Annotated in this window: 9 protein-coding genes and 4 pseudogenes; all 13 read left to right on the top strand. The window is 60.1% G+C overall.

The features are described from left to right. Window positions 1–940: LysR family transcriptional regulator (locus BGO16_RS03155; RefSeq protein WP_292617151.1), on the top strand; the 940-nt coding region annotated here is incomplete at its 5' end. 504 nt (window positions 941–1,444) lie between these two features. Beyond that, window positions 1,445–2,190 (top strand): annotated as a pseudogene (gene trbB / locus BGO16_RS03150) (P-type conjugative transfer ATPase TrbB); the annotation flags it as partial. A gap of 119 nt (window positions 2,191–2,309) precedes the next feature. Beyond that, window positions 2,310–2,441, top strand: a pseudogene (locus BGO16_RS03145) (CopG family transcriptional regulator); the annotation flags it as partial. A 333-nt stretch (window positions 2,442–2,774) separates the two neighbouring features. After that, a complete protein-coding gene (locus BGO16_RS03140; RefSeq protein ID WP_292617150.1) occupies window positions 2,775–3,281 on the top strand; it encodes a sigma-70 family RNA polymerase sigma factor in 507 nt (168 codons plus the stop codon). A 217-nt stretch (window positions 3,282–3,498) separates the two neighbouring features. Further along, a complete protein-coding gene (locus BGO16_RS03135; protein ID WP_292617149.1) occupies window positions 3,499–4,506 on the top strand; it encodes a FecR domain-containing protein in 1,008 nt (335 codons plus the stop codon). Between the two features lie 97 nt (window positions 4,507–4,603). Beyond that, the gene (locus BGO16_RS03130) at window positions 4,604–7,195 is read left to right on the top strand and encodes a TonB-dependent siderophore receptor (RefSeq protein WP_292617148.1); all 2,592 of its coding nucleotides are present in this window, start codon (window positions 4,604–4,606) and stop codon (window positions 7,193–7,195) included. Between the two features lie 295 nt (window positions 7,196–7,490). After that, a complete protein-coding gene (locus BGO16_RS03125; RefSeq protein ID WP_292617147.1) occupies window positions 7,491–7,823 on the top strand; it encodes a hypothetical protein in 333 nt (110 codons plus the stop codon). Then, window positions 7,775–8,047, top strand: coding sequence for a LysR family transcriptional regulator (locus BGO16_RS18095; protein WP_363091365.1), 273 nt, complete (start codon window positions 7,775–7,777; stop codon window positions 8,045–8,047). Before BGO16_RS03125 ends, BGO16_RS18095 begins: the two co-directional genes overlap by 49 nt. A gap of 79 nt (window positions 8,048–8,126) precedes the next feature. After that, a pseudogene (locus BGO16_RS03120) lies at window positions 8,127–8,353 on the top strand (transposase); the annotation flags it as partial. A gap of 211 nt (window positions 8,354–8,564) precedes the next feature. Beyond that, complete coding sequence (locus tag BGO16_RS03115; protein WP_292617146.1) at window positions 8,565–9,095, top strand: sigma-70 family RNA polymerase sigma factor; 531 nt, start codon at window positions 8,565–8,567, stop codon at window positions 9,093–9,095. A gap of 85 nt (window positions 9,096–9,180) precedes the next feature. Beyond that, a complete protein-coding gene (locus BGO16_RS03110; RefSeq protein WP_363091359.1) occupies window positions 9,181–10,113 on the top strand; it encodes a FecR family protein in 933 nt (310 codons plus the stop codon). 269 nt (window positions 10,114–10,382) lie between these two features. Continuing rightward, complete coding sequence (locus BGO16_RS03105) at window positions 10,383–12,809, top strand: TonB-dependent siderophore receptor (protein ID WP_292617144.1); 2,427 nt, start codon at window positions 10,383–10,385, stop codon at window positions 12,807–12,809. Window positions 12,810–12,960: 151 nt separating this feature from the next. Continuing rightward, window positions 12,961–13,643, top strand: a pseudogene (locus BGO16_RS18090) (LysR family substrate-binding domain-containing protein). Window positions 13,644–13,789 lie beyond the last annotated feature (146 nt).

Raw genomic sequence — 13,789 nt, 5'->3', positions numbered from 1 at the left:
CTCCCACCTGCGCTATGTGGTCGCCGCCGCCGAACATCGCAGCTTCAGGCGGGCCGCAGCGGCGCTTAATATCACCCAGCCGACCTTGAGCAAGCGCATCCGTGAACTTGAAAGCCGGCTTGGCGTCTTGCTATTTGAGCGCTCAACGGGCGGCGCGCGTCTGACTGTCATCGGCCGGGATTTTGTCGCGACTGCGCGACGGGTCCTCTCTGATCTTTCCTTCATGGAGAATCAGGCCAAAGCCGCCAAGAAGGGCGATGCCGGCCAACTGGATATCGGTCACTACACGTCGCTTTCGATGGGTCCTTTGCGCGACGCCATCGTGATATTCACGACTTTGCATCCTCTGGTCGATGTCAATCTCAACGCACATTCCCGTACCGATCTCCTGTCGCTACTCGATCGTGGTTCGATCGATGTTGCGATCATGCTCGGCGAGTCGAAAGGACAAGACTATGCTCATATGAGCCTGTGGTCTGACCGTATCATGGTGGCGTTTCCTAAGGTTCATCCGCTCAGCGATCGCGATTTTGTCTATTGGACCGACCTCAAAAATGAGCGTTTCTTGATAAGCATCCGAGATCCGGGACCAGAACTCGAAGATATTCTCCTCAGCAAACTTGCCGCTCCTGGCGATCGTCCTCGAATTAAGACGATTAATGGGAAACGAGAGGACGTGCTGAGCATGGTGGGCGCCGGTCGCGGCATCAGTTTGATCTGTGAATCCGCGACAGGCAACGTTGTGAACGGCGCGGTTTATCGCGAGGTACGCGATGGCAACGGACCGACCCGGGTCGGGCTCGTCGCTTACTGGCGTCACAATAACGACAACCCAACCATCAAGCAGTTTCTAGCCATACTGCCAACCCACGCGACTATACCATCGCCGGCAGCAATTGATCACGCTCGACTGAGAGTTAATCCTCGATCTTCTTGCTGATCAGGCGAAACGACGTATCGAAATCGAAGTGATACCGCTTGCTATCGGGCACACGGCATCATCGATTTCGAATTTTCCGTCATCGAAGTCCATTTTCCCGCCTGTACAGCCTTGCGCCTGCAGTGCCTCCACGAGTTTAGATCTCTCCTCGTCTGTGACTGCGCGTCCGGCCTGCAGAGGTTGATGTCAGAATAACCATCGCGAGGGTTGTGAGAATGGTTCGCATAGAAAGCCTCTTATCTCTACGATCGGTCTGAATGCATTAGCAGTTTCGAATATTGGGATCAGATATTGCCTATACGACTGAATAGCGTAGCAGCTATGCCTTTGTCCCGGAGAGGCTAAGCCAGATGCCTCGCCGAAGTTCCACTACGAAGCGCCTGTATTTTTTCGTTCCGCTACGATGAGCCTTTGACTCTGGTTGCGCGGCCGCGTTTCCTGCCTTTTCTATTCATCCCCGATGTCCGGCCCGAATCGACAGGCCGACGCAGCGCCGGGGGCAACATGGGGATTACAACTCCCAAGGCAGAAGCGGTCACGCGCGGTGCCCGCATGCTGCGCACGGCGCTCGGGCCGGACATCGCCAAATTCCTCGAAGACCCCGGCATCGTCGAGGTGATGCTCAATCCCGACGGTCGGCTCTGGATCGATCGCCTGTCCGAAGACCTGTCCGATACAGGTGCGATTCTCGCGCCCGCAGATGGCGAGCGCATTATCCGTCTTGTCGCGCATCACGTCGGCGCTGAAGGCCATCCCGGCGCACCGCGCGTCTCCGCTGAGTTGCCCGGAACGGGAGAGAGATTCGAGGGATTGCTTCCCCCGGTCGTGTCGGCAGCGGCGTTCTCGATCCGCAAGCCTGCAATCGCGGTGTTCACGCTCGATGATTATGCGGCAGCCGGCATCATGACGTCGTCCCAGGCGACCCTCCTGCGCAAGGCCGTTGCCGAGCGTCGCAATATCCTGGTCGCCGGCGCACCTCGACCGGCAAGACCACGCTCACCAACGCGCTGCTTGCCGAAGTCGCCGAGACCACCGATCGGGTGGTGCTGATCGAGGACACCCGCGAGCTGCACTGCAAGGCGCGCAACCTGGTGGTGCTGCGCACCAAAGATGGCGTCGCGACACTGTCCGATCTGGTGCGCTCTTCGCTGCGCCTGCGTCCCGATCGTATTCCGATCGGCGAAGTCCGCGGCGCCGAAGCCCTCGATCTCCTCAAAGCGTGGGGCACGGGGCACCCCGGCGGCATCGGCGGGCCGGTGCCAAAGCCGCAGTGAGACCGGCCGGCCGAGCCATCAGCCGGGCAGCCAGCGCGATGGCTGAGAGCTATCGCAGCGGCGGGCGGCGCGGAGACTTTCACATATCGAAGCGCCGCGCGCGCAAAAGCGGCGAGCGTTCCGACAAGTTTTTCTAAGCGTTGGGCCGTCGGCTGGCCAAGGGGCCGAAGCTGCAGCAAGAGATATCGGAGAACTTTCGCGCTGGGCCGGAGAATTTGGGCCCGTAATTCAACTCGCATGCACCTGGAATAAGGTGTGGTGTCTTTGCCATCACTACCTGAAAGTGTGAGCAGCTTGTTAAAAGGAATGCTCGCCTGCTGATACCAACCTAAATGAAATCAAAATTCTGGATGTGCAGCGGCGGGCACAATGAGTAACCAAGGCTAGAACCAATCTAAACTGTTGGCGTTGCAGGATTAATTCAAACCCGTTTAGTTGTGCATCAATTTCGTTGCGCCCTTCGCTTTGGGGTGCCGGATCATCGGAATGATCAGTGTACTGAAAATAATGGAGAATAGGCTGCCGTCGGCGCTACTCTGCGCCGGGTGGAGGCATCTCTTATGAAAGAGGGTGATGTCCGCACCGGCCTCTATTTCACGCACCGTTCTGCGCTGATCGAATACGCGACACCTATACTGGGCTCGCGTGAGGCCGCCGAGGATGTCGTGCAGGATGCTTATCTGCGGTTTTCCCCGGCGACGACTCACGTCGTGTCACCCGAGAAAGCTCTTGCCTACCTCTATAGGATTGTCCGCAATCTCGCCTTCGATATTCTGAGACACCGGAAAATCGAGAAACGAGAGGTAGGTGAGAGCGCGCCTTTCTGGGCGAAGTCGCGCGCCGAGGGGACGCCCGAGGATTCCTTGCTCTACTATGATCAGATTCGTCTGGTGTCAGAGGTGCTTGAAACGCTCCCCACCAAGGTTCGGGTGGCGGTCGAGATGCACCGCTTCGGCGGCTTTACGCTTCAAGAGGTTGCCGATCATCTGGGGATTTCCGTTGCTCTCGCTCATAGGTACGTTCGATCCGCAATGCTGCAGATTGCCGCTCGCATCGAACCGCACTGATGGCCGACACGGCTGCCGCCTCGTGAAAAAAATCCTGCCCTGATCGTCTTTTGGATTGAACTGGGTAAGAGTCGGCACGTCCGCTTATAGCGTTTTCAAGCGAAGTGGGACCACTTCGCGTGAAGAAAACGCGTCAAAACAACAACCCAGGAGCTTTGCTTTTGATCTCATCAAAAGCAAAACGCTCCTGGGGCGGCAGAAAAAGATTCACGGCAGGATGGTCTTGGAAGACGAGAAACCAGATCCCTTACTCGAAGAAGCGATGGATTGGCTGTTGCGCCTGCAGGATACGCCGCGCGATCCTGACATCGCTCGTCAATTCGACGTCTGGCATTCCCGTTCCGCTGATCATGCGCGCGCTTGGAACAAGGCCCGCAAGACCTGGCAGCTCATGGGCGAGGTCCCGCCGGTCCACGAGCATCTCTGGAATGACGGCAGCGCCGCGAGCGGCCGCGGCATAAGCGCGTCGTCAGCCGCAGCCGCAGCGCGCGGGTGGGGCTGGAAGGGATGGGCCGGCGGCGCAGTCGCGGCAGTGCTCGCGGTTTTCCTGATCCTTGCTGTACCGACGATCACGCTGCGTATGCAGGCCGATTATGTGACGGCGACGGCCGAGAACCGTGTTGTCACGCTCGAGGACGGCAGCACCGTCACGCTCGGGGCCGATAGCGCGGTCGCGGCGCAGATCACCGATACCGGCCGGCGGATCACGCTGCTGTCCGGCGAAGCTTTCTTTGAGGTGGCGCGCGATACGTCGCGGCCGTTCGTTGTCACCGCCGGCGGGGTGGATGTGACCGCGCTCGGGACCGCCTTTAACGTACAGCTCTCCGAGGCGGCAGCGACGATCGAGCTTGCCAGAGGATCGGTCGGCGTTGACTGGGAACAGGCGCCCGGGCGCGATGCCGCTGTCCTGGCGCCGGGCGAGATGGTTGTCGTTGACCGGCGCACCGGCGAAATGGTGAGGAGTACCATCGCGCAAGACGACATTGCCGCATGGCGCGGCGGGAAGCTTTTCGTCAATGCCGCCACCATCGGGTCCGTCGTCGAGCAGTTGCAGCGCTACCATACCGCCTGGATCAAGGTGCCGGATGGCGGGCTCGCGGCCGAGCGCGTGACCGGCCTTTACGATCTGCACGAGCCCGATCGCGCCTTGCGCGCGCTGGTCGAGCCCTATGGTGGCCAAGTCCGCACGCTCTCCCCGTATCTGCGCGTTCTCTCCCGGTTCTGAAACGATTCCAGAAAACGCACGGTCCCTGAACTGATCGGAGATGTTAAGCGGACGTGCGACCATCCGGCGCGACGGATCGAAGCCGCTCCGGAGCACCATGAGAAAAAAGTGCGGCGTTCGTGAAAAAATTTCGGAGTTGATCGTCTTTGGTCCGGAAGTGCGTGGGACGCGCTGGCACCGGAGACAGGGGAAAATGGACGCGCAGGAATGCAACGCTGGAATCGAAACGAAAAGCAGAGCGCGCAGAAGTGCTCTGGCTGCGGGCCTACTCGCGACAACTGCGATCGTCCTCTGTAACTGTCTGCTGCAATCGCAACCTGCCGCTGCGCAAGCCACCACCCAGGGCGCGGCGGTCCGTGCGTTCAACATTCCGGCGCAGCCGCTCGCCGGTGCTCTGAACGCATTTGGTCGTCAGTCCGGCTTGCAGGTGACCCTTGCGGCCGTGACGACGCGCGGCGTCAATTCGCGGCCGGTCAACGGCAGCTTCACGCCGCAACAGGCTCTCGCCCGGATGCTGGAAGGGACCGGAATTCCATTCCGCATCACATCGGATCGGACCGCCGTTGTCGGAGCATCACAGGCAGTAGGTGGTAGCGGCGCAGCACCCGCCGGCGCGATCTCGCTCGACACCATCGACGTGCAGGGCGAGACGGCATGGGGTCCAGTGCAAGGTTATGTCGCGACACGCAGCGCAACCGGCTCCAAAACAGACGCGCCCATCATCGAAGTTCCGCAGACGATCAATGTGGTCACCGCGGATCAAATCAGGTCCCAAGGCGCGCAAAGCGTGAGTGAAGCGCTACGGTATACGCCCGGCGTTCGATCCGAAGGTTATGGTGCAGCTTCGCCCTTCGATGTCTATACGCAAGTCCGCGGCTTCCGCGCCGATCTCTATCTTGATGGGTTGAGGCTACCTACTGGCAACATCGACGGCACCGCAAGCGGCGTTGTCGATCCGTGGGCGCTTGAGCGTCTCGAAGTGCTTAAAGGGCCGGCGTCTGGGCTCTACGGTCAGGCGGGTCCGGGCGGCATCATCAACATGGTTACGAAACGTCCCACCGAAACGCCCGTGAGAGAAGTTCAGGTTCAAGGAGGAAGTTTCGGCAGAGTTCAAGGGGTATTCGATTTCGGCGGCCCGATCGACGAGAGCGGCCAGTTCCTTTACCGCGTGACAGGTTTGGCGCGAAGTTCGGGAACGCAGTTGGATTTCGCTGAAGACGACCGGGCCTTCATCGCCCCTGCTGTAACATGGCGGCCATCCAACGATACCTCCTTGACGGTGCTTGGAATGTATCAACGCGACCGCGGCGTTTGGCCGTACTTCAACTATATGCCTGCGATCGGATCAATCTACGCTTTCGACGGACGCAAAATCGCGACGAGCCGCTATCTCGGTGAGCCCGATTTCGACAGGTTGAAGCGCGATCAAGCGTCGATTGGCTATGAGTTTCAACATCGGTTCAACGATACGATTTCCTTTAAACAGAATCTGCGCTTCAATGATACCGACTTCTTCACCCGCGGCGCCGTCACAGGTCGCTCGTACCTGAGTGGCAGCGGAGAGATTGGTCGGGGAGGCATACAGGTTCAGAACCGCGCCGACTCGTTTGCAATCGACAACCAGATCAAGATCGACGCCACGACCGGGCCTCTCATTCATGACGCCGTGATCGGTCTCGACTATCGACGTGAAGCGTCAAAGTATCTTTTCATGATCGGTTCAGCCCCGTCACTCAATGTCTTCAATCCTCAATACAACTCCGGGCTGGTCACGACCGACGACCTTTCGTTGACGAGTTACAAGTCGATGCTCGATCAGGTAGGCATTTACACACAGGATCGGATCAAATTCGGTCGATGGGTCACGACAATTGGTGGTCGCTACGACCGCGCGAAAAGCACTCTCGACAACGCTGAAACGTCATTCGCCCCGGCCAGCCGAAGCGATCAGAATGATGGAGCATTCACCGGACGCGCGGGGCTGACGTATCTCTTCGAAAGCGGGATCTCGCCCTATGTGAGTTACGCAACTTCCTTTCAGCCGGAGATTGGCCTCGACGCAATTACAGGAGACGCGTTCAAACCCAGCGAAGGAAAGCAATTTGAGGCTGGAGTAAAGTACCAACCGGCGGGAGCGAAAACTCTCATCACCGTCGCCGCCTTCGATCTTACTCAAACCAATCGCGTCACGAACGATATCCTGTTTCGGCAACGCCAGATCGGTGAAGTTAATGTAAAGGGGATTGAAGTTGAAGCAAAAGCAGAGGTGCTCCCGAACTTTAATGTAATCGCGGCCTACGCCTACCTGGATCACACGATTACCAAGAGCGCCAACCCCGCCGAAGTTGGACGGAAGCTCTTTTCAACGCCGAACCATCAGGCGTCGCTTTGGGGTGACTATGGCTTCGTGACCGGACCATTATCCGGTCTCACCCTTGGTGCAGGCACACGATATATCGGCTCCACGACCGACTCCTCTAATACGCTCCAGGTCCCGACGGTGACGGTGTTCGATGCGCGGATTAAGTTTGACCTTGAAAAAAATTCTTCCAGGCTTGCCGGCGCGTCGCTTGCGGTCAATGCGACCAACATCTTCGATAAAATATACGTAAGTCAGTGCGATGGCGACACCATGTGCACCTACGGAACACGCCGTGCCATCCTTGCAACACTGAATTACAAATGGTGATGGCCGGGCATCTTCAATCATTTCGATCATCGCCGCATCTTGCGTCTCTCTGGGCCGACTACACCATTAGTGAAGGTGCGTTAAGCGGACTCGGATTCGGCCGCGGCATACGGTATGTCAGCGCCAGCGCCGGCGATTTCCTCAACACCTTCGAGGCACCGGCCTACACGCTGGTGGATGCGATGGTCCCGCTACGAGACACCCGACGCGGCTTAAACGTCGATCAGAGCAGCAACCGCACCGAAGCGACTATAACCGCCGCCGCTTCCTCGGCTGGCTGCGCGACGAGATGGCGGTGCTGCGCGCCGTTGGGCTCGGCGTTCGCGAGATCGCCGAGCGTCTCGATATCGAGGAACATGACGTGCGGGTGTTTTCTCCGAAACCGCAGGAGAACGTCTTGCGCCGCAGGCTCAGCCGGCGAGCCCTCAATGCGCTCCTCCAAGGCCGCCACGCCTCGATTGGCGGTCGGACCGTCGCCAAGCGCAGCCGCCACCTCGTCGAAATCGCCAGCGCCTACACTTGGGACGAACTGTTGTCCGAACCCGGCGTTGGTTCCGTCACCGCTAACCAGATCCGGCTCTGGCTCGAGGAACGGAGGTCTCATTTGCGCAACGCGATCGAGCAATAGGCACAAGGCTCGATGGAAGGCGATTAGCGGGCGACGTTCGGACGCAAGAGGAGATCTGCAATCGCTGGAGGAAACCCGATTGGACCTGCGTCACCTACGCTATCGTTGCCAGCGCTCACAATGGCAGCTTCAGCGCCGCTGCGCAAGAATTCAATGTCCGGCAGCCGATCGTCAGCAGGCGCATCAAGGGAGTTGAGGACGAACTTTGGCGTGCGCTTGTTTGAACGCTCCACCGCCGGAGCGCGACTGACATTGCTCGGCGAGGATTTTGTTGTCGATGCGCATCGGCATCTGTCGAGCTGGTTGATCGTTCTAGCCAACAACACGATCCTGCCGCTGCCCGCGAAATGACCGGAACTTAATCCGCAAGAAAACGTCTGGCAGTTCATGCGCGACAACTGGCTGCCAAACCGCGTGTTCAAGTCCTACGAAGATATCGTCGACCACTGCTGCTTCGCTTGGAACAGACTGATCGTCAACCTTGGTGCATTATCTTCATCGGAAGGCATGATTGGGCGTATCGGTTTTGATCAGCGAGCCTTGGTGTAACCTGCCACAAAACGTTAGAAAGACACTGTAATTTTGATCTTTCAAAGCCGGCTTCCGCTCGCTGCCGGTCCATTGCCCCGATCGGATATAGCGTGATGCGCCGCCACCGGTTTAGACGCCCTCTAAAATGAGGGCCTTGCGCAGCGGATTCCGACCTCTGTAAATGTCGCTATTCAGACAGGAAGTGACAGCGTGGCGCCGGCCGGCCTTCTCGACAGCGACGACCTCTTGAATCGCGCCATCGAAGCGCACTACGCCGACATCAAGGCCGCGGTGCTGCGCCGCGGCTGCGCGCGCGGTCTCGTCTCGGATGTCGTCCACGACCTATACATCAAGCTTGCCGAAAAGCCCGATGTGCTGAAGGGCAAGCGCTCGCTGTGCGCCTTCCTGTGCCGCTCGGCGATCAATCTCGGCATCGACCACATGCGCCGCGCGCGGTTCGAGCGGCATCTGTTCTCGGGCACCGAGGCCGAGGCGCTCGCGGTCCCGACGGAAGCGGCGGCGCCCGATTACGGCCTGGAAGTGGAAGCACGCCTCGCGGTGTTGCGCGAGGCCATTGCCGAACTGCCGGCACGACGGCGGGCCGTCTTCATCCTGCATCGCCTGCATCGGCTCGAGCCCGATCAGATCGCGCGAAAGCTCAACATCTCGCAGAACATGGTCGACCGGCATCTGCGGCGGGCGCTTGCGCATTGCCTCGATCGCCTGCTCGGGCTCGAGTGAGAGTCCTTCCACCGGGGACTCGCTCGTCTTTATAATGGGCGAGGGGCGACCAGGGATCTCGATGGCGGCTAGACAATCAGCGCGCGTGCGCAAGCGACACGAAGAAGCCGCCGCTTGGGTGCTGAAAAATCGCAACGGCGAGCGCAGCGCGCCCGACTCCCGCGCGTTCGAGGCGTGGCTCGCCGAGAGCCCGGAAAACAAAACCGCTTATGAGGCCGCCGAACGGCTGATGGGCGAGGCCCGCAACGCCATCCTGAACGACCCGGCGCTGCGGAGCTTCAAGGTTAAGCCGCGCCCGCCCGCCGCCAGGATCGTCACCATCGCGATTCTCGGCATGGCGCTCGCCGGCGGCGCCTTCGTTTATTCCGACGGCCCGATGCGGCTTCAGGCCGATGCGATCTCGGGCACCGGCGAGATGCCGACCATCACGCTCGCCGACGGCTCGACGATGCAACTCAACGCGTCCTCGGCGGTGGCCTATCGGTTTACCGGACAAACCCGCACGGTGACGCTGTTGCGCGGGCAGGCGTTTTTCGCGGTGGCGAAGGATGCAAGCCGTCCCTTCGTCGTCGAGGCGCTGGGCGGACGGACGACGGCGCTCGGCACGGCTTTCGACGTGCGGACCGACGAGCATGCGACCGAAGTCACCGTCACCGAACATGCGGTGTCGGTTGCCTCCGATACGCTGGCCGAGCCCGCGGTCCGGGTCGGCGAAGGCCATCAGGCCGTCTACGACCGCGACGGCAAGGTGAGGGATGTGCGGCAGGCCGACACCCATGCCGTGCTGGCGTGGCGCCGGGGCCAGCTTGTGGTTGACAATGCGCCGGTGGCCGAGGTCGTCAGCGAGATCGGCCGCCATTTCGCCGGGCGCATCATCATATCGAATTCGGAGCTTGCCGCGCGCAGGGTCAGCGGCACGTTCATCGTTACCGATACGGACGCCGCCCTCGGACTTCTGCGCGACTCGCTCGGCCTCAGCGTGATCCGGATGGGCCCGCTGATTTTGCTGCGGGGGTGAAATCATCGCAGTCCCGTGTCCCGGATCAGCAGCGCAGTATGGAATACCGCGCTGCTGATCCGGGACCGTTCCAGCCTCGGCATCCGTAACGATCCCGGTTCTGCGGAGCACCGCTCCGCGCTGCACCGCGCCCGGGACAAGAATATGAGATTCTCCGAGTCAATTTCCCCGCCACCCGGAGTCCCAAAGCGTCCTGCTCATTCGTCACCTCATTGGATGGTTGACTGCGCGCCACTCCGGCGCGGTGGCAACCTCCGGGGCAAAATTCGATGGGGGACAAGCGAATGCAGCGGGTGCGTCAATCACAAGTTCTGGGACAGGCCCGGTTGCTCCTGTTGGGGACGACGCTGCTTGCAACCTGTTTCGCCGTGCCGACGGATGCGCAAAATATGCCGGCGCTTGCGGCGCGCACGATATTCATCCCGGCCGGCTCGTTGACGCCGGCGCTGAACCAGCTTGCCGCCCAGACCGGAATGCAGATCCTGTTCGACGCATCGATTGCGCGGGGCAAGACCACGCGCGGCGCGCAAGGCAACCTGACGGCGAACCAGGCACTTGCGGCCATTCTCAACGGCACCGGTCTTGCCGCGCGCGCAACCGGTCCGAACGCGATCGCCATCGTCAATCCCTCGGCGGCTGCGGCCGGCGGCGCGAGTGTCGCTGGTGCGATCTCGCTCGACACCATCGACGTGCAGGGCGAGACCGCGTGGGGTCCGGTGAACGGCTTTGTCGCCAGTCGCAGCGCCACCGCTACCAAGACCGACACCCCGATCATCGAGGTACCGCAGTCGATCTCGGTGGTGACGCGAGATCAGATCGAGATACGGAGAAACCAAACTCTGAACGAGACGCTGCAATACACGCCGGGCGTTTTCGCCGGGACCGGCGGACATCAGCACAGCTCACCGCAGCTCCAGATCCGAGGCTTCCAAACAACTCCGCTGAACGGGGCATTCTATTTGAACGGGCTGCGCTCGATCGGCAATGGCGATCTCGAGCCCTATGGGCTGGAGCGTGTCGAGGTAATGCGCGGACCGGCATCGGTTCTCTATGGTCAGGGTCAGCCCAGCGGGGTCATCGCTCTCGTCACCAAGCGTCCGACTGAACAGCCCTTTCACGAAGTCCGGCTTCAGGGCGGCAGCTTCGAGCAGAGGGGCGGCGCATTCGATTTCGGGGGCCCGATGAGGGAAGACAGGACGCTGCTTTACCGCTTCACCGGCCTGCTGCGCGAGGGCGGCAACGGCATTGATTTCTCGAACGACAAGCGTGCGTTCCTCTCCGGTGCGGTAACCTGGCGTCCGACTACTGCAACGGAAATCACGGCTTTCGGCCTGCATCAAAAAGGTCAAGGTAAGTGGAACTTCGGCCTCCCCGCACAGGGGACGGCGCTGCCGAATCCGAACGGGAGAATCCCGATCACGCGCTACATCGGAGAGCCCGCCTTCGATTATGACAACACGGAGTCGACGGCCGTCGGGTACAATCTTGAGCATCGCGCCACCGATGGCCTGACCTTCAGGCAGAATCTTCAGTACGGACGGCAGGTCTGGGACTATCGTTACGTCTCGCCGGACAGTGTGCAGGCCGATTTGCGCACGCTCACTCGGGGTGGGGCCCAGAACTACAGAACCTGGGACTCGTTTGCGGTCGACAACCAGGCGGAGTTGAAAGCTAACACTGGCCCTCTGCGCCATACCGTGCTGTTCGGCGTGGACTATCGGTGGGGTCAGATCACAAACGTAGGTACAGATAGCGGCGTCGTTGGTCCGATCGATGTTTTTGCACCGATCTATAATACTGGCGTCTTTATGCCGCCTGCCGACTATGCGACCCAGCAAACTCTAAACTACACTGGCATCTACCTTCAGGATCAGATCAAGCTCGATCGATGGATATTGACCCTGGGGGGACGTTACGATTGGTCGGACCTCAAGACCGCCGACATCTTTAACGCCAACGGTCCGAGTACCAATCAGAACGCCAGCGCCTTCACCAAGCGGGGCGGGCTGGGTTACGAGTTCGACAGCGGCGTAGTGCCTTACATCGGCTATTCAGAATCCTTCCTGCCCGTTTCTGGAACGACGTTTGACCAGGTGCCGTTCAATCCGGAGACCGGGACACAATATGAGGCCGGCATCAAGTACCAGCCCAAGGACACGAACTTGCGGATGACAGCTGCTGTTTATAATCTGCGACGCCAGAATGTCACCACAGCAGATCCGACCCATCCGGGGTTTTCAATCCAGACCGGTGAAATTAGCTCGCGTGGTTTCGAGTTCGAGGCGGTCGCCAGCCTGACCAGTAATCTCAATCTGACCGCAGCCTATACCTACAACGATGCGCGAGTCACCAGGAGTAACCGCGCCGACCTCGGCAAGCGCCCGTTTCGATCACCGCCGCATCTTGCCTCGCTATGGGCCGATTACACCATCCGCGAGGGCGCGCTGAGCGGGCTCGGCTTCGGCGGCGGCATACGATATGTCAGCGCCAGCGCCGGCGATTCCCTCAACACCTTCGAGGCACCGGCCTACACGCTGGTAGATGCGATGGTCCGCTACGAGATCGACAACTGGCGCTTCTCTGTCAACGCCACCAACCTGTTCGACACATACTACGTCGCGGCCTGCTTCGCGATCGATCAATGCAACGTCGGCCGAACGCGCACCATTCTGGGCACCGTGACCTATCGTTGGTAGCTCATGTCGTTCGTGGCGGCGATACAGAGACCGCCGCTGCAACGAGCGTCATTCCGCGGCACGCGTGGGCTCGACCGGTGGAACACGCCCAACAACCGTTGGCCGGGATTTTGTCGCGACTGCACGACGGGTCCTCTCTGATCTTTCCTTTATGGAAAATCAGGCCAAAGCCGCCAAGAAGCGCGATGCCGGCCAACTAGATGTCGGTCACTACACCTCGCTCTCGAACGGGCCGCTGCAAGAGACCATCGTCGCCTTCGCCACGATGCACCCGATGGTCGATGTCAATCTCAACGGATATTCCCGCACTGACCTTTTGGCGATGCTTGATCGGGGTTCGATCGACATCGCCATCATGCTCGGTGAAGCCACCCGCCGGGATTTCGATCACATGAGTCGTGGTCCGACCGCGTCATGGTGGCTTTCCCCAAGGGTCATGTGCTGGCCGACCGGGACTTCGTTTACTGGACCCAGCTCAAGAATGAGCGTTTCCTGATGAGCCTCCGTGATCCGGGTCCCGAACTCGAAGATATCCTTCTCAGCAAGCTGGCCGCGCCCGGCGATCGGCCGCGGATCAAGCCGATGAACGAGAACCGGGAAGAAGTCTTGAGCATGGTCGGCGTTGGCCGCGGCATCGGTCTGGTTTGTGAATCTGCTATCGGTAACGCAATCAAAGGGACGGTCTTTCGCGAGGTGCGCGATGGCAACGGACCGACCCGCGTCGGGCTTGTGGCCTATTGGCGGCACAATAACGACAATCCCGCACTGAAGCAGTTTAGGATCATGCTGCAAACGAATCCGGCGGTTCCTTTCGATCCGGCCATAGCGAGCTAGGCCATAATCGCATCCCGCCTGTATTTTTTCGCTCCGCTACGATGAGCCTCTGACTCTTGTTGCGCGGCCGCGTTTCCTGCCTTTTCTATTCATCCCCGATGTCCGGCCCGAATCGACAGGCCGACGCAGCGCCGGGGGCAACATGG

This window comes from Nitrobacter sp. 62-23 (assembly GCF_001897285.1).
In the GTDB taxonomy this organism is placed as follows: domain Bacteria; phylum Pseudomonadota; class Alphaproteobacteria; order Rhizobiales; family Xanthobacteraceae; genus Nitrobacter.
Note: the sequence above shows the minus strand (reverse complement) of the source record. Positions and strands in the feature narration are given on the sequence as shown.

What these genes read in the sequence shown, in the direction of transcription:
- BGO16_RS03140 (WP_292617150.1), top strand. Translation starts at nt 2,775, where the DNA reads ATGAAAGAGGGTGATGTCCGCACCGGCCTCTATTTCACGCACCGTTCT.
- BGO16_RS03135 (WP_292617149.1), top strand. Translation starts at nt 3,499, where the DNA reads ATGGTCTTGGAAGACGAGAAACCAGATCCCTTACTCGAAGAAGCGATG.
- BGO16_RS03130 (WP_292617148.1), top strand. Translation starts at nt 4,604, where the DNA reads ATGAGAAAAAAGTGCGGCGTTCGTGAAAAAATTTCGGAGTTGATCGTC.
- BGO16_RS03105 (WP_292617144.1), top strand. Translation starts at nt 10,383, where the DNA reads ATGGGGGACAAGCGAATGCAGCGGGTGCGTCAATCACAAGTTCTGGGA.